At 68.4% G+C, this 15,264-nt stretch carries 15 protein-coding genes; 6 read left to right on the forward strand and 9 right to left on the reverse strand.

The genetic code is table 11. From position 1 onward, the window contains the following. Positions 1-3: 3 nt before the first annotated feature. The 3 genes from E0H92_RS19295 to leuA form a co-directional block, all read right to left on the reverse strand. Positions 4-900 carry an ABC transporter permease gene (locus tag E0H92_RS19295; protein WP_131497162.1) on the reverse strand — a complete coding sequence of 299 codons (897 nt, stop codon included), beginning with the start codon at positions 898-900 and terminating at the stop codon, positions 4-6. 4 nt (positions 901-904) lie between these two features. Next, positions 905-2,005: an ABC transporter permease gene (locus tag E0H92_RS19300; protein WP_202873690.1), complete on the reverse strand. Its 1,101-nt coding sequence runs from the start codon at positions 2,003-2,005 to the stop codon at positions 905-907. Between the two features lie 247 nt (positions 2,006-2,252). Further along, entirely contained in the window at positions 2,253-3,926 is a 1,674-nt protein-coding gene (leuA, locus tag E0H92_RS19305) for a 2-isopropylmalate synthase (protein WP_202873744.1), read from the reverse strand. Between the two features lie 370 nt (positions 3,927-4,296). On the opposite strand from leuA, the gene E0H92_RS19310 reads away from it, so the two are divergent. Together E0H92_RS19310 and E0H92_RS19315 are read left to right on the forward strand one after the other, a co-directional pair. Beyond that, the gene (locus E0H92_RS19310) at positions 4,297-4,959 is read left to right on the forward strand and encodes a response regulator transcription factor (protein WP_131497163.1); all 663 of its coding nucleotides are present in this window, start codon (positions 4,297-4,299) and stop codon (positions 4,957-4,959) included. Continuing rightward, positions 4,956-6,374 carry a sensor histidine kinase gene (locus tag E0H92_RS19315; RefSeq protein WP_131497164.1) on the forward strand — a complete coding sequence of 473 codons (1,419 nt, stop codon included), beginning with the start codon at positions 4,956-4,958 and terminating at the stop codon, positions 6,372-6,374. The genes E0H92_RS19310 and E0H92_RS19315 overlap by 4 nt, the downstream gene beginning before the upstream one ends. 108 nt (positions 6,375-6,482) lie before the next feature. Here the strand turns inward: E0H92_RS19315 and E0H92_RS19320 are convergent, their stop codons facing one another. Both E0H92_RS19320 and E0H92_RS19325 read right to left on the reverse strand, forming a co-directional pair. Then, entirely contained in the window at positions 6,483-7,733 is a 1,251-nt protein-coding gene (locus tag E0H92_RS19320; protein WP_131459140.1) for a DUF1501 domain-containing protein, read from the reverse strand. A gap of 7 nt (positions 7,734-7,740) precedes the next feature. Next, positions 7,741-9,159 (reverse strand): DUF1800 domain-containing protein, encoded by a 1,419-nt coding sequence (locus E0H92_RS19325; RefSeq protein ID WP_165549835.1) that lies wholly within the window; start codon positions 9,157-9,159, stop codon positions 7,741-7,743. 112 nt (positions 9,160-9,271) lie between these two features. On the opposite strand from E0H92_RS19325, the gene E0H92_RS19330 reads away from it, so the two are divergent. From E0H92_RS19330 to E0H92_RS19345, 4 genes are read left to right on the forward strand one after another with little or no spacing between them, the layout of a single operon-like run. Then, on the forward strand, positions 9,272-10,063 hold the full coding sequence (locus E0H92_RS19330) for an EamA family transporter (protein WP_165549836.1): 792 nt from the start codon (positions 9,272-9,274) through the stop codon (positions 10,061-10,063). A 15-nt stretch (positions 10,064-10,078) separates the two neighbouring features. Further along, complete coding sequence (locus E0H92_RS19335; RefSeq protein ID WP_131459143.1) at positions 10,079-10,738, forward strand: alpha/beta fold hydrolase; 660 nt, start codon at positions 10,079-10,081, stop codon at positions 10,736-10,738. A gap of 17 nt (positions 10,739-10,755) precedes the next feature. Next, entirely contained in the window at positions 10,756-11,181 is a 426-nt protein-coding gene (locus E0H92_RS19340) for a PPOX class F420-dependent oxidoreductase (protein ID WP_131459144.1), read from the forward strand. Between the two features lie 41 nt (positions 11,182-11,222). After that, the gene (locus tag E0H92_RS19345; RefSeq protein ID WP_238152384.1) at positions 11,223-12,212 is read left to right on the forward strand and encodes a GNAT family N-acetyltransferase; all 990 of its coding nucleotides are present in this window, start codon (positions 11,223-11,225) and stop codon (positions 12,210-12,212) included. A gap of 54 nt (positions 12,213-12,266) precedes the next feature. Here the strand turns inward: E0H92_RS19345 and E0H92_RS19350 are convergent, their stop codons facing one another. The 4 genes from E0H92_RS19350 to E0H92_RS19365 form a co-directional block, all read right to left on the reverse strand. After that, positions 12,267-13,220, reverse strand: a complete 954-nt coding sequence (locus E0H92_RS19350) for a hypothetical protein (protein WP_131459145.1) — start codon at positions 13,218-13,220, stop codon at positions 12,267-12,269. Positions 13,221-13,337: 117 nt separating this feature from the next. Continuing rightward, positions 13,338-14,006, reverse strand: a complete 669-nt coding sequence (locus E0H92_RS19355) for a GNAT family N-acetyltransferase (protein WP_131459146.1) — start codon at positions 14,004-14,006, stop codon at positions 13,338-13,340. Further along, a complete protein-coding gene (gene era, locus E0H92_RS19360; RefSeq protein ID WP_131459147.1) occupies positions 14,006-14,935 on the reverse strand; it encodes a GTPase Era in 930 nt (309 codons plus the stop codon). Before era ends, E0H92_RS19355 begins: the two co-directional genes overlap by 1 nt. Continuing rightward, complete coding sequence (locus tag E0H92_RS19365; protein ID WP_131459148.1) at positions 14,919-15,251, reverse strand: cytidine deaminase; 333 nt, start codon at positions 15,249-15,251, stop codon at positions 14,919-14,921. The genes era and E0H92_RS19365 overlap by 17 nt, the downstream gene beginning before the upstream one ends. Positions 15,252-15,264: the final 13 nt, after the last annotated feature.

Below are 15,264 nucleotides of genomic sequence, written 5' to 3' on the forward strand. Positions count from 1 at the left end.
CGCTCACCGGTCCCGGAGCCGCGGGTTGAGGATCTCTTCGAGGGATCTCGTCATCATCACCAGTCCGAGCAGCAGCAGGACGATCGCGAGGATCGGGCTGAGGATCCAGGCCAGGCTCGCGTCGTTGAAGATGGCGCCGGCGATCCAGGCGCGGTTGAGCATGATGCCCCAGTTGGCCCCGCTCAGCGGCGCGAGCCCGAGCAGGTAGAGACCGACCAGCTGGTAGATCGCGTTCGTCACGCCGATCATGAAGTTCATCAGGATGAAGCTGGCCATGTTCGGCAGGATCTCGACGAACACCACCCGGATCGTCCCGAGGTCGAGCAGCCGGGCGGCCTCGACGAACTCGCGTTCCTTCAGCGAGAACACCTGGGCGCGCACAGCCCGGGTCAGCACCGGCCAGGACAGGCCGCCGACCAGCAGCGCGAGCAGGATCGGCGAGTCGAGTTTGAAGAACGCGCCCATGACGGCGAGCAGGACGATCTGCGGGACGGTCAGGAACACGTCGGCCAGCGTGACGACGACCGAGTCGACCCAGCCGCCGAGGTACGCCGCCAGCGATCCGAGCACGATCGCCAGCGCGGTCGAGATCGCCGCGGCGATGAAGCCGACGAAGATCACCGTCCGGCCGCCGCCGATCATCTGGATCAGGACGTCCTTGCCCTCGTTGTCGGTGCCGAGCAGGTGCCCGGGCGAGCCGGCCGGGAGCAGGATCTCCTTGACGTTCGGCGTCACGTCCGGGAGGAAGAACGGCACGATCGCGGTGACCAGCACCAGCAGCGCGACGATGAGGAAGCCGATGAAACCGGCCGGGCTGCGGCGCAGCGAGCTCAGGATCCCGGCGAACCGGGAGACGCCGGTGGTTCCGACCGACGAGACGGGGATTGTTGCCTCGGTCATCTGGTCACCCCTTGCCCGTGCCGCCGACCCGGATCCGCGGATCCAGGCGGCTGTAGAGGACGTCCGCGAGCAGGTTGGCCGCGACCACGGAGATCGTGACGACCAGGAAGATGCCCTGCAGCACCGGGTAGTCACGGCCGTTGACCGCGTTGAAGAGGCTGAAGCCGATGCCCTGGTAGCCGAAGATCTTCTCCACGAAGATCGACCCGCCGACCACGAACCCGAGCGACACCGCGAGCTGGCTGAACAGGGGCAGTACGGCGTTGCGCCCGACGTACCCGGACCGGATCCGGTTGTCCGACAGGCCGCGCGCCCGGGCGACCGTCACGTAGTCCTCGCCGAGCGTCTCCACCGTGGACGACTTCATCACCAGCGCCCAGGAGCCGACCGTGGTCAGCGCATAGGCGAGGATCGGCAGGAACGCGTGGTAGAAGATGTCGTTCAGGAAGCTCAGGCTGAACGACGGTTCCACCCCGGGGGTGTACGAGCCGCGGGCCTCGGTGAGGTTGAACAGCTGCAGCTTCACGCCGAGGAAGACCACGATCAGGATCGCCAGGATGTAGTTCGGGATCGCGTGCAGCAGCGAGCCGATCGAGGTCAGCAGGTGGTCGATCCAGCTCTCCCGGCGGTAGGCCATGATCATGCCGGCCACGATGCCGATGATGAAGCTGAAGACCGTCGCGACACCGACCGAGAACAGCGTCCAGGGCAGGTAGGTCTTGATCACATCCGCGACCGTGGTGCCGGGCGACAGCACCGAGTTGCCGAAGTCGCCGTGCAGCAGGTTGACCATGTAGGTCGCGTACTGCGAGATGACCGGGGCGTCCGGGTCGAGCGAGAACAGGTTCTTCGCCTGTGCGGCCGCCGCCTCGTACGAGATACCGGTCTGCGCGATCTGCGTCTGGATATAGGTGTCGACCGGGTTACCGGGCAACAATCTGACCAGGAAGAACGTGCCGGTGGTGACGATGAAGACCGTCAGGACCGCCTTGAAGAGTCTTCGGACCAGCCAGGCGTTGACAAAACGCCGAGCAGCCGAGGGTCTCGGTTCGACGACCGGTCCTTCGATCAGCTTCGTCGCGGACGTGTCGACCGCACCACTCACTGCTCACCTCCACGCGACTACCAGGGAAAGTCGGTGGCGCAGACCCTGATCAGCTCGACTTAGTAACACTGTCTTGCAAGGATCTGCGCATAGTGACGACAGTGTGCGCAACCTCAGTCACCGAGTCAACGACTTGAGGCAACGTTGAGACAACGTTGCGGTCCGTGAGGAAACGGTATCGGGGAGTACAGGAATTGCCCGCCTCCGACACGGAGACGGGCAACTCGGTGTGAAGATTCGAACGCTGTCAGCGCGTGGCGCGGTTGACAGCCGACACGACGGCCTTCAACGAAGCAGTGAGAATGTTGGCGTCCCGGCCGACGCCCCAGAACACGTCGTCGCCGACCTCGCACTCGACGTACGCCGCGGCCAGCGCGTCACCGCCCGCGGAAAGCGCGTGCTCGTGGTAGTCCAGCACCCGTACGTCGTACTTCAGCGGCTTGATCGCGTCCACGAAGGCCGACACCGGGCCGTTGCCCTCGCCAACCAACTCGTGCGGCACACCGTTGGCATAGACCTGAACCCGGAGCTGGTCGCCCTGCCCCTCACCGGAGGTCGAGTTGACGCTCAGCAGCGACAGCGCGCCCGGCGCCAGGTACTCGGCCGCGAAGATGTCCCACATCTGCTGCGGGCCGACCTCGCCGCCCTCGTTGTCGGTGTGCTGCTGGATCACCCGGCTGAACTCGATCTGCAGCCGGCGCGGCAGGTCGAGCCGGTGCTCGGACTTCATGATGTACGCGACGCCGCCCTTACCGGACTGCGAGTTCACCCGGATCACGGCCTCGTAGCTGCGGCCGACGTCCTTCGGGTCGATCGGCAGGTACGGCGCCTCCCAGGCGATGTCGCCGACCGGCTTGCCCTCGGCCGCGGCCTGCTTGTCCAGCGCCTCCAGGCCCTTCTTGATCGCGTCCTGGTGCGAGCCCGAGAAGGCGGTGTAGACCAGGTCACCGGCGTACGGCTGCCGCTCGGGGACGCGCATCTGCGTGCAGTACTCGACCGTACGGCGGATCTCGTCGATGTCGGCGAAGTCGATCTGCGGGTCGATGCCCTGGCTGAACAGGTTCATCCCCAGCGTCACCAGGTCGACGTTGCCGGTCCGCTCACCGTGGCCGAACAGGCAGCCCTCGACGCGGTCCGCGCCGGCCATCAGCGCCAGCTCGGTGGCGGCCACCGCCGTACCACGGTCGTTGTGCGGGTGCAGGCTGATCGTGCTGTGCTCGCGCCGGGTCAGGTTCCGGCCGAACCACTCGATCTGGTCCGCGTACACGTTCGGGGTGCACATCTCGACGGTGGCCGGCAGGTTCAGGATGATCTCGCGGCCCTCCGCGGGCTGCCAGACGTCGCTCACCGCCTCGCACACCTCGAGCGCGAACTCCATCTCGGTGCCGGTGAAGATCTCCGGGCTGTACTGGTACCCGAACTCGCAGTCACCCAGGATCTCGTCGGCGTACTTCATCACGGTCTCGGTGCCGCGGACCGCGATCGTGCGGCACTCGGCCTTGTCGACGTTGAACACCACCCGGCGGAACAGCGGCGCGGTCGCGTTGTACAGGTGGATGGTGGCCTTCGGCGAGCCCTGCAGCGACTGCACGGTGCGCTCGATCAGCTCCTCGCGCGCCTGGGTCAGCACCGAGATCGTCACGTCGTCCGGGATCACGTCGTCCTCGATCAGGCTGCGGACGAAGTCGAAGTCGTACTGGCTGGCGCTCGGGAAACCGACCTCGATCTCCTTGTAGCCCATCTTCACCAGCAGGTCGAACATCCGCCGCTTGCGGGCCGGGGACATCGGCTCGACCAGCGCCTGGTTGCCGTCACGGAGGTCGGTGGACAGCCAGCGCGGGGTCTTGTCGACGGACTTGGCCGGCCAGGTGCGGTCCGGCAGGTCGATCGGCGGGAACGCGCGGTAGCGGTGCGTCGGCATACCGGACGGCTGCTGAACAGGCTTGGGCTGGTTCTTCGGTGCCACGGGGTTCTCCTCGAAAGTACGGGTGTCGTGAGTGACGACCGGCGTACGACGAAACTCCGCGGCGAGGGAACCGGCCTTAACAGGCCTCGCCGCGGCAGCGAAGGAGGAGAAGCTGGTGCCGCATGATGCCAGCGAGTCTATGCACAACTCCCCCGGCCCGTCGAACCGGGGGTCTCGACCGGCGAGACACAGAGAGTGACCAGGCCTGTGCTGAGGATTCGCTCGGGGTCGTGGGCGGGTGGGTGCGCGGGTGGTGCTGAGGATGTGCTGAGGATCTTCGGCTGAGGGTCGCGGGGCGGGCTGTCCGCGGTGCGAGGATGGGCGGATGACGGCGCGGGTGTTGGTGGTCGAGGACGCGGAACCGATCCGGACCGCCGTCGCGATCGCGCTGACCGAGGACGGGCACGACGTACGGACGCTCCCGGACGGCGACGGGTTCGAACGCGAGCTGGCGGCGTACCGGCCGGACCTCGTGCTGCTCGACGTGATGCTGCCCGGACGCGACGGCTTCGAGTTACTGTCACTCGCCCGTGAGACATCGAACGCCGGCGTGATCCTGCTGACCGCCCGCGACGCCGTCGAAGACCGCCTGCACGGCTTGCGCACCGGCGCGGACGACTACGTGGTCAAACCGTTCGTCCTCGCCGAGCTGATCGCCCGCGTGGAGGCCGTACTACGCCGGATGGGACGGCTGCGAACCGTGCTGACGGTCGGCGACCTGGAGGTGGACGTCGAAGCGCAGGCGGTACGCCGGGCCGGGACAGCGATCGAACTGACGGCGACCGAGTTCAAGCTGCTCGCGTTCCTGGCCGGAAGGGACGGGAAGGTGGTCGGCAAGACCCAGCTGCTGACCGCCGTCTGGGGGTACGACGACTATGCGGACAACCTGGTCGAGGTCTACGTCAGCGGCCTCCGCCGCAAACTGGAAGCCCACGGCCCGCGCCTGCTGCACACGGTCCGCGGCTCGGGATACGTGTTGCGCACATGAACCTGTCGCTGCGCGTCCGGGTGACGTTGACCGCTATCGCCGTACTGCTCGTGGTGCTGCCGATCACCGGGCTGACGGTGAAGGCGGTGTTCGACGCGCAGGCGGAGCGCAGCCTCGACTCGCTGCTCACCGGGCGCGCGCAACTCGCGCAACAGCTCGCGCGTCAGAACGTTGCACCAGGCAACTTGGTACGGCGCGTGGACGCGGACGGCGTCCGGGTCACGCTGATCCTGCGGAACGGCCGGCAGCTCGGTGCGCCGCCAATCGACCCGGGCGGAACTGTCCGGCAGGTGACGGCAACCCTGCAGGCCGGCCAGCAGACGAAGGGCGCGCAGCTCCTGCTGTCCGCCGACACCGGGTTGCTCGCTGACGCCAGCGCCCGCTTGCGTACTGTCCTGCTGCTGTCCGGGGCAGCAGCGATCCTGATCACCGCACTCGCGCTGACGATCGGCATGCGCTTCGCCCTGGCACCCCTGGACAAGATGACCACCCTGGCCCGCTCGATCGCAGCCGGCCGCCGAGGCGAACGCCTAAACCCCAAACGCGCCAACACAGAACTAGCCCGCACCGCAACCGCCTTCGACGAAATGCTCAACGCCCTGGAGGGCGCCGAGACCACGGCGAGAACCGCGGAGGGCGCCGCACGGACCTCCGAGGAGCAGGCGCGGCGGTCCGAGGAGCTAGCGCGGGCGGCGGAGGGTGCCGCACGGAGCTCCGCGGAGCAGGCGCGGGCGGCTGAGGCAGTGGCCCGGCGGTCGGAGGATCGGATGCGGGAGTTCGTCGCGGATGCGGCTCATGAGCTGCGTACGCCGGTGGCGGGGTTGCAGACTGCCGCCGAAACCCTCATCCAGCTGGGGCCCGATGCTTCGGCCGCGCAACGTGAGGAGCTGGAGCTGCTGCTCGTACGTGAGTCGCGCCGCGCCGGCACGCTGGTCTCCGACCTGCTGGAGTTGAGCCGGATCGACGCGGGACTGCAGCTCCACCTCGCCCCCGTGGACCTCCGCCAACTGGCCGACGCCCAGGCCGCTCGCCTCCGCCTGGTAGCACCCGACGTCTCCGTCGAGATCCACGGCACCGCGACCGTCACCGCCGACGCCGACCGGCTCACCCAGGTCCTCACCAACCTCGTCGACAACGCCCGCCAGGCCGGCGCCCACACCCTCCGCATCACAGTCGCCCCCACCGGCGTACGCGTCGAGGACGACGGCCCCGGCGTACCCCCACCCGCCCGCGAACGCATCTTCGACCGCCTAGTCCACGGCCCCCACAGCAAAGGCGCCGGCCTAGGCCTAGCCATAGCCCGCGGCGTAGCCCGAGCCCACGGCGGCGACCTAACAGTCACCAACCGCCCCACCCCCCACCCAGGCGCCGCCTTCCACCTCCACCTCCCACCCCAAGACAAACCCTCCACCTGAACGGGCATCCCCTGAGCTGGAGGGTTGCCCCCTCGGATTCTCAGTGGGCAACCCTCCACCTGAGCGGGCATCCCCCGAGCTGGAGGGTTGGCCCTCGAGTTGGCCGGGTTAGGTGCGGAGGAGGTTGGGGATTGTGGTGGTGTGGTTGGGGAGGATTTGGGTGGGGTCGGCGCCTAGGACCTGGTGGAGGGCTGTGGCGTAGACGTCGCGGAAGTCGGTGGTGGATTTGAGGTCGCCGTTGGACAGGTCTGTGAGGCTGGGTTGTTCGCCGTAGAAGCCGCCGGTGACCTTCTCGCCCAGGACGAAGACCGGGCCGGCGGTGCCGTGGTCGGTGCCTTCGCTGCCATTCGCCTGGACGCGGCGGCCGAACTCGGAGTACACGAGGACGACCGCGTTCTTCCCGCGGTCCGTCCGCTGCAGACGTTGGACGAACGGCGTCAGCGCACCGTCGAGTTCGGTCAGCAGCCGCTGCTGCGTCCCGCGCTCGTCCGCATGGGTGTCGAACCCGCCGAGCGAGGCGGAGTACGCGCGGGTCGGTACACCCGCCTCGATCAACCCGGCGATCAGTTCGAGCTGCGCGCCGAGCTGCGAGGCACCGCCAGCAGACGCGCCCTTGGTCCGTTCCTCGTCGTCCTCGTCCTCCTGCTCATGGCCGCTCCGCACCGCCTTGCCCAGCACCTGCGTCGCGTTCTGCAGGTCCAGCACCGACTTGGCCGCCCGCGCCTGCCAGTGGCCCTCACCCGGGCTCGGCTTGCCCAGTGCGGCATACGCCGTACCTAATGCACCGCCTGGCAAGGACAGTCCGCGCAACGGGAGAGAGGCAGCGGCCGTGGTCGCGCCGGCCAGGAGTGGCGGCAGGGTTGGTTCGACGGAGACCGCACGCAGCGGGTCGGCGCCGGTTGCATCGAGCCAGCGGCCGAGCCAGCCGGTCGGTACCGGCGACTTGGGCGACGCCGTCTGCCAGATCGCCATCGACCGGAAGTGGCTGCGGTCCGGGTCCGGATAACCGACGCCGCGGACGATCGCGAGCCGCTTGTCGTCCCACAAGCCCTTGAGGCCCTTCATGCCCGGGTTCAGTCCGAGCCCGTCGCCGAGATCGAGCACCTCGTTCGGCTGGTACGCGAGGTCCGGCCGAGCCTTCTGGTACGCCGGGTCCGCCGCCGGGACGACTGTGTTGAGCCCGTCGTTCCCGCCGTACAAGGTGATGACGACGAGCACCGACTGGTCGCTCGGCAGCGGGTCGTCGACGGCCGCGGCCATCAGGTCGGACCAGTTCACCTGGGTCGCCCCGGCGGCCAGGGCACCCGCCGCGGTCACGCCGCTGAGCGCCAGGAACCGTCGTCTCGTCAGATTGTCCACAATGCTCCTATCCGCTCACGACGTACTCGGGTGCGCACGCGGCCACCGCGGTCAGCTGCGCCGGGTCCTTTACACCGGCCAGCGCCGACCGGGTCCGCTCCGACCAACTGTCGACACCGAGCAAGGCGCCGACCGCCTGCACTCGATCAGTTGCGTTGTCGACAATCGACAGGTCGGCCTTCTTGGCCAACTGCTGCGCGAGTTGCAGCCGCGTCACACCGGCTGACGTGGTCAGCCAGCTCGCGCCGGCAGGCCAACCACCGACGCTCGGCGGGCGGTACGGCAACTGGCCCATCCCCCGCAGGCCGGCGAGCAGCTTGGTCTGTTCCTTCTCGGCCAGCCTTCCCGGCCGAACTCCCAGTGCCCGCAGCAATCCGACCGCCCACTCGACCGGCTGCTTCACCAAACTTGCCGCCGGATCCCGGAACGCCGCCTCGCCAACCATTGCCGTCAGCAACGACTTCACGTCCCGGTTGCTGCCGTACGCCGCGGTCAGCCGCGCGACCGTGGCCGCGTCGGGCGGCGTCGCCGACACCAGCCGGAACCACAACCGCCCGATCACGAACCCGGCAGACGCGGGCTGTGCCAACGTCAGCTGCGCGAAATCCTTGGCGCCGAAGTCGCCGGTCTTGCCGAGCACCGTCTTGCTGCCGGTGTCGAATCGCCTGCGCTGGAAAGTCGCGGCGTCCTCGCGCAGCACCCACCCGGTCAAGCAGCGCGCGCCCTGTGCGACGTCGGCTTCCTGGTAGTGGCCGATGCCGAGCGTGAACAGCTCCATGAACTCGCGGGCCAGGTTCTCGTTCGGTGAGCCCTTGCGGTTCTTCTGTCCGTCGAGCCAGCGGATCATCGCGGTGTCCACGATCATCGCCTGCGCGAGGTCGCCGAACCGGCCGAGCGCGAGGCGGCGCTGGGTCTGGTTCTGGGCCAGCATCCAAGCCGCGTTGCGGACCTTCTGGTTGCTGGTCGCGAAGTGCCCGTGCCAGAACCACGTCAGCCGCTCCCCCGCGGTCCGGCTCACGACCATCCGGTCGAGCCACCAGATCGTCAGCTTCCGTTCCTGCGCGGCCCGCTCCCGATTGGCAGCCTTCTTCGCCGCCGGATCCCGCTTCTCGCCCTCCGGACTCCGCTCCCCACCCGGACTCTGCTCCCCGCCCGGCGTCTGCTCACCCGGCGTCTTGCCCGCACCGTTCTGCCCCTTGCCCGCGCGGTTCTCCGGCTTGTTCGCGCCTTTGTCCTGCTTCTTCGCCTTCGCCGGCGGTTCGAGCCCGGTCGGTGCGGGGATCGCCGCCGCGGCCGCATCCGTGGTCGGTCCGAGCAGGCGTCGTACGGTCGCGTCGACGCCGGCCTCCAGGTCGCTCGGCGCGGGGCCGAAGGCCAGCCGGTCGTTCAGCCGTCGCACGACGGCCCTTTCGCTGATCCCGGTCATGCTCCGATCGTGTCCAGCGCACCGCCGCCGGGCCAGCATCCGGCGGCCTTCTTCAGCGGATCCACAGGTTCGAGTAGACAGCGTCTATCGACATCCTGTAGACACTGTCTACGTGATCGCCCTCGGCCTGCTGACAGCGTCCGCCTGCTGCCACGCGACCTGGAACCTGCTCCTCAAGCGCGGCGGCCTGGGCGGTCCCACCTTCATCTGGCTATGCGGCCTGCTGACCCTGCCCATCTCGGTCGTGCTGCTCATCCGCGGCTCGCTCACAACGGTCTGGTGGGCCGGCCTGGTAAGCATGGCGCTGCACACGACGTACGCCGTGACGCTGCAGAAGGCGTACGCCGTCGGTGACTTCTCCACGGTGTATCCGATCAGCCGCGGTACGGCGCCGCTGCTCGTGTCCGCCGCGACGCTTCCCTGGTCGGGGTCGGGTCCGCGCGTCCTCGCGGGCGCGGGGATCACGCTCGCCGGAGTTCTGTTGATGGATCGGCCGCACTCCCGTACGCCGGTGCGCGGGATCGGGCTGGGGTTGGCGGTGGCGGTCTGTACGGCGGCGTACACCGTGTGGGACGGGTACGCGGTCGACAATCTGAAGGTCGACGTTCTCTCGTACCTCGCGGTCGCGAACGTGGCGCAGATCGTCGTGTTGTCGACAATCGTCCGCGACGTCCGCGGCACGGTCCGGCAGTGGCGGGCCGCCGTACCGATCGCGGTGTTGATGCCGGCCAGCTACGGGCTCGTCCTCCTCGCGTTGTCGTTCACCTCGGTCGGCACCGTGGCGGTCGGCCGGACCTTGAACGTCGTCCTCGGCGCACTGCTCGGCGCGGTCGTGCTCCGTGAGCGGCCACGTGTCGCAGGGCTGGTCGTGGTGGTCGCAGGCGTACTTCTGGTGAGTCTTTGAGAGGAGCTTCAAAAGATGCGGGATCTGGTGTGTTTGCACGCGGGGACGAGCGGACCGTCGACGTGGGATCAGTTCGTACCCGAGTTCGAGGCGATGGGCTATCGGGTGCACCGACCGACGCTGCTCGGCCACGGGAGTGCACCACGGCGGCGTCCGTACCGGCTCGACGACTTCCGCGACCAGGTACTACGTGAACTCCGCGGACTGGACCGCGTGACCTTCGTCGGCAACTCGCTCGGCGCGTTCGTGGCGAGCGCCGTCGCGGTGGCCGAGCCCGATCGAGTGGAGCGGATGGTGCTCGAGGAGCTGCCAGTACCGCCGCGCGACGCTCAGGACAGAGCGCCGACCGTACGCCCGATGCCGCCGCTAGCGCTGCTAGCGGCAGGCTGGCTGACCCGGCGCCGCTGCGACCCAAGGCTCCTCCGCGACGTGATTGCGGACCTCCGCCGACCGCAGCCCGAGTGGTGGGCAGGATTGTCGACGATCCAATCGCCAACAATGCTCCTGGCCGGTGGCGCGCGCAGCCACCTCGACCAGTCCCGCTTCGGCCTGCTCACCAATCTGATGCCATCGGCAACAGTCACCACGATCGAGGCCGGCCATCGCATCCACACCCAGGCACCCGACCGCTGGCTGGCCACGGTGCGGACGTTCCTTGCGTTCAAGGGCGCTTGAATTCCTAAGCTGGCGGTATGACGGAATCTCTCCTCGAGCGGATCGGGACTCACGGGCTCGGCGTGCTGGTCACGATCAAGCGGGACGGCCGGCCGCAGCTGTCCAACGTGACGTATGTGTTCGACGGGACGCGCGTCCGCGTCTCGCTCACCGACGGCCGGGCGAAGACCAGGAACCTGCGCCGCGATCCCCGCGCCAGCCTGTACGTCGACGGTCCCCGCGGTCGCTCGTACGTCGTACTCGAGGGCAAGGCCGACCTGAGCCCGGTCGCCGCCGCGCCGGACGACGCTGTGGTCGAGGATCTCGTCGACTACTACCGGACCGCGTCCGGGGAGCACCCGGACTGGGACGAGTACCGCGCGGTGATGGTGCAGGACAAGCGACTGATGTTCTCGATGACCGTCGAACACGCGTACGGGATGCCAAAACCCAACCTCGGATAAACCAGGTGCGGTAACCCGCCGCCACAGTGGACGCTGTGGAGGTGGAGATCATCAAACTGTCACCCGACGACGAGGCCGGGTGCATCGAAGCAGTCGCCGTACAGAGCGCTGCCGTGAAGCAGGACTGCCCGGAGATGCTCGTGGGGACCCCACGGGGATTCGCGGACATGCTGCGGTACGGCTGGGACATGGATCCCGAGCAGGCGTTCCTGGCGCGGGACGACGACGGCACGGCGGTCGGCCTGCTGGTCGTGTCGCTGCCGACGTACGACAACACGAACCATGTGTGGTTCGACCTGTCCGTCCATCCCGACCATCGTGACGGCACGGTCGCGGCGGCGCTGATCGAGTACGTCGAGCAGCTCGGTCGTGACAACGGACGCACCATGATCGGGTACGGCGGCTTCGACCTGCCCGAGGCGATCGCCCTGGCCGAGAAGCACGGCTACGAGCAGAAGGCCATCGAGGTGAACCGCCGCCAGGACCTCACCGGTCTCGACTGGTCGGTCGTGCAGTCGGTGTACGACGAGGCGGTCGCGGCGTCGACGGCGTACGAGCTGGTCACCCTCACCGGGGCGCTGCCGGACGACATGCTCGACGGGATGATCGCGGTCACCGCGTCCATCAACGACGCACCGAAGGACGACCTCGACATCGAGGACGACGTCTACAGCACTGAGCGGTTGCGCGCGTACGAAGAGGCGCAGGCGAAGAGCGACCACACGATCCACCGCGTCGTCGCCCGCGAGAAGGCCACCGGCGCGCTCGCCGGCCACACGGTGATCGCGGTCGAGCGCGAGCGCCCGCACATCGGTCACCAGCACGACACCGCGGTCTCCCGCGAGCACCGCGGTCACCGGCTGGGCGCCCTACTGAAGTCCGCGATGCTCCTCGAACTCCGCGACGCCGAGCCGGCGCTGTCCCAGGTCGACACCTGGAACGCCGAGTCCAACGACCACATGATCGGCATCAACGAGCAGCTCAACTACAAGATCGTCGCCCGGATCCTGGCCTACCAGAAGGCGGTCTGAAACAGACCGGGGGCGCCGCAACCAGCGACGCCCCGGGCTTCTACTGCTGAAAGGTCACTCGCCCACGAGCTGGTTCCAGTGGCCGGTGATCGGGAAGATACCGGTGCCCGGGATGGTGCCGCCGGTGACCCGGCCGTACGACGTGACAGCCGTCGCCGAGCCGTTGAACTTGCTCATCGCGTACTGGTACGCCGAGTCGGTCTCGTTGTCGAAACCGGTCACCAGCGAGCCGCCCCGGTCGCCGCAGCCCCGGGCGGCCAGCGACTCGTACGCCGCGAAGCCCGAGCTCCGCACCAGCTTCAGAATCGGCTTCGTCGACGCGGCGGTCGGGATCCGGACCGTCCACAGCGCACCGGCCTTGGTGGTCATCAGCAGCGTGTCGTAGTACGGGTTCTCCGCCACCACGGTCATCGCCTTGAAGCCCTTGAAGCCGGCGAAGTGGCCGAGCGCCCGGAAGGTGGCACCCGACGCCGCGTAGCGGTAGAGGCTGCCGTTGGTGCTCAGCCCGTACAGGTACGAGCGGTTCGGCGAGGTGATGGCGTAGTTCGACGTCACGAGCTGGGTGAAGCTGGTCCAGCCGGAGCCGATCCGCGCGTACGTCGGCCGCGCGTACTCGGTGTCGAAGTAGGTGACACCGCGGTACAGCGTGCCGCCCTGCACGAACAGGCTGTGGTAGTAGAAGTGCGCGTCGGTCTGCACGCCGTACCACGTCGTGTTGAGACGGGTGCCGACGAACTTGAACGGCGCGTACCACTCGCCGCGCGGCGGCTTGGCCGGCGTGATCAGAACGTCGTTGATCCCCGGCGTCGGGGTGTTGAAGCCGACATCCTGCAGGCATCCCCCGGAAGCGAGCTTGGTGTTCGGCGTGGTCTTCAGGTTGCTCTCGGCCGGGTGGGCGATCGCGGGCGCCGGGTCGGACCGGACGGCGGCGGTGGCCGGGGCGGAGGCGGCCGTGGCGGCGAGCATGCCGACACCGGCCAAGGCGAGCGCGAAGCGCTGCAGTTTCATACTGGGAGTCCCCCTCAGGACATGAACGACCTCGAGAGACCTCGAGATCGTGCGCGAGCATAACTTGCGCGAGGGACAGAACGCGCCTCGATTGCACGTTGTTGCAACCGTTCCAGGCTAGACCGCCTGGGCCACTGTGACCTTCATCTCATTGGAGAGGGTGAAACCCAGCGACCGGTACAGCCGGATCGCAGCGGTGTTGGCGGCACCGGTGTGCAGGAACGGGGTTCGCCCGGACGACTCGATGCGGTGGGCAACGGCTCGGATCAGCCGGCTGGCGAGGCCCTGGCCCTGGTACGACGGGTGCGTGCAGACGGCGCTGATCTCGGTGTGACCGGGGAGCGCGAACCGCGTACCGGCCATCGCGATCAGCTCGCCGTCACGGCGTACGCCGAGATACGTGCCGAGCTCGATCGTGCGGCTGCGGAACGGTCCGGGATCGGTGAGCGCGACCAGCGCGAGCATCTCGGGTACGTCGTCCGCGCCGAGGACGACCGCCTCCGGGTCGGCCGCCGGAAGCGAGTCCGGCGCGACGAACTGGACCAGATCGATCTCGAGTTCGAGCTTGAAGCTGTCCGGCACCGGCAGCGCCGGACGCATCAGCGCCGCGGTCGTACCGGAGCCGACCAGGACGGCCGCGTCGGCCCAGTCCTGCTCGGTCGGTACCTCGGGCAGGGCAAGGAACGGCGCCACAGCCGACGGGTAGCGGCGGGCATTGCCGCGGACCTCGGCGAACGACGCGTGCGGGCCGGTCAGAGCGGCGTACACGGGGTTGCGCAGGTTCATCAGAAGCCCAGTTTGCGCAGGTTCTTCGCGTCTGTCTGCCAGTTTTTCGCGATCTTGACGTGCAGGTCGAGGTACACCGGCGTACCGAGCAGGGCCTCGATCTGCCGCCGGGCCGCCGCGCCGACCTCGCGCAGCCGCGCGCCCTTGTGGCCGATGACGATGCCCTTCTGGCTCTCGCGCTCCAGGAAGATGTTCGCGTACACGTCGAGCAGCGGCTTGTCCTCCGGACGGTCCTCGCGCAGCCCCATCTCATCGATCGTCACCGCGATCGAGTGCGGAAGCTCGTCCCGGACACCCTCCAGCGCCGCCTCGCGGATCAGCTCCGCGACCAGCGTCTCCTCGGGCTCGTCGGTGATGTCGCCGTCCGGGTAGAGCGGGAAGCCGTTCGGCAGCAGCTTCACGAGCTCGTCGGCGACCACATCGACCTGGTACCCGGACGTGGCCGACACCGGCACGATCGACGCCCACTCGATCCCGGCGGACTCGCCGAGCGCCTGGATGTCGGCCAGGTGCTCGACCATCCGGTCGGGTTCGACGAGGTCGGCCTTGGTGGCCAGCGCCACCTTCGGGGTCTTCGCGACCTTCGCCGCCTCGGCCGCCAGGAAGCGGTCGCCCGGGCCGATCTTGTCGCTGGCCGGCAGGCAGACCGCGATCACGTCGACCTCGGCCCAGGTGGTCTTCACGAGATCGTTCAGCCGCTCGCCGAGCAGGGTGCGGGGTTTGTGCAGACCGGGGGTGTCCACCAGGATCAGCTGCGCGTCCGGCCGGTGCACGATCCCGCGGACCGCGTGCCGCGTGGTCTGCGGTTTCGACGACGTGATGACGATCTTCTTCCCCACCAGCGCGTTGGTGAGGGTGGACTTGCCCGCGTTGGGGCGGCCGACGAAGCAGGCGAAACCCGACTTGAAGTTCTCAGGTGCTGACGACATCGCGGACCTCTCCAGTGCCAAGGGCAAGTACTACGGGAATGTTGGCGCCGGCGAAATGCCGTACGACGTTCACCTCGACCGAATCGGCTTCGGTGACCACTGCCGCCGCCTCCAGGCCCTTGACTCCGGACGAGAGCGCCATCGCGACCGCGAGCTGCAACGCGGTCAGCTCGACCGTGTCGAGCGCGACCGTGCAGGCGGAGTAGGTGCGGCCGTCGGAGTCCCGGACGGCGGCACCCTCGGCGGCCCGGGTCCGCGCCCGGGCAGCACGCGCGAGCGTGACGAGTTTGGCGTCCTCAGCGGAGAGGTCAGACAAAGTGGAACTCCTA

Source organism: Kribbella speibonae (assembly GCF_004331375.1).
Lineage (GTDB): Bacteria > Actinomycetota > Actinomycetes > Propionibacteriales > Kribbellaceae > Kribbella > Kribbella sindirgiensis.

Bases quoted from the DNA above. Each gene is read 5' to 3' on its own strand.
- E0H92_RS19295 (WP_131497162.1), bottom strand. From the start codon at position 900: ATGACCGAGGCAACAATCCCCGTCTCGTCGGTCGGAACCACCGGCGTC.
- leuA (WP_202873744.1), bottom strand. From the start codon at position 3,926: ATGCCGACGCACCGCTACCGCGCGTTCCCGCCGATCGACCTGCCGGAC.
- E0H92_RS19310 (WP_131497163.1), top strand. From the start codon at position 4,297: ATGACGGCGCGGGTGTTGGTGGTCGAGGACGCGGAACCGATCCGGACC.
- E0H92_RS19315 (WP_131497164.1), top strand. From the start codon at position 4,956: ATGAACCTGTCGCTGCGCGTCCGGGTGACGTTGACCGCTATCGCCGTA.
- E0H92_RS19325 (WP_165549835.1), bottom strand. From the start codon at position 9,159: ATGACCGGGATCAGCGAAAGGGCCGTCGTGCGACGGCTGAACGACCGG.
- E0H92_RS19335 (WP_131459143.1), top strand. From the start codon at position 10,079: ATGCGGGATCTGGTGTGTTTGCACGCGGGGACGAGCGGACCGTCGACG.
- E0H92_RS19340 (WP_131459144.1), top strand. From the start codon at position 10,756: ATGACGGAATCTCTCCTCGAGCGGATCGGGACTCACGGGCTCGGCGTG.
- E0H92_RS19350 (WP_131459145.1), bottom strand. From the start codon at position 13,220: ATGAAACTGCAGCGCTTCGCGCTCGCCTTGGCCGGTGTCGGCATGCTC.
- E0H92_RS19355 (WP_131459146.1), bottom strand. From the start codon at position 14,006: ATGAACCTGCGCAACCCCGTGTACGCCGCTCTGACCGGCCCGCACGCG.
- era (WP_131459147.1), bottom strand. From the start codon at position 14,935: ATGTCGTCAGCACCTGAGAACTTCAAGTCGGGTTTCGCCTGCTTCGTC.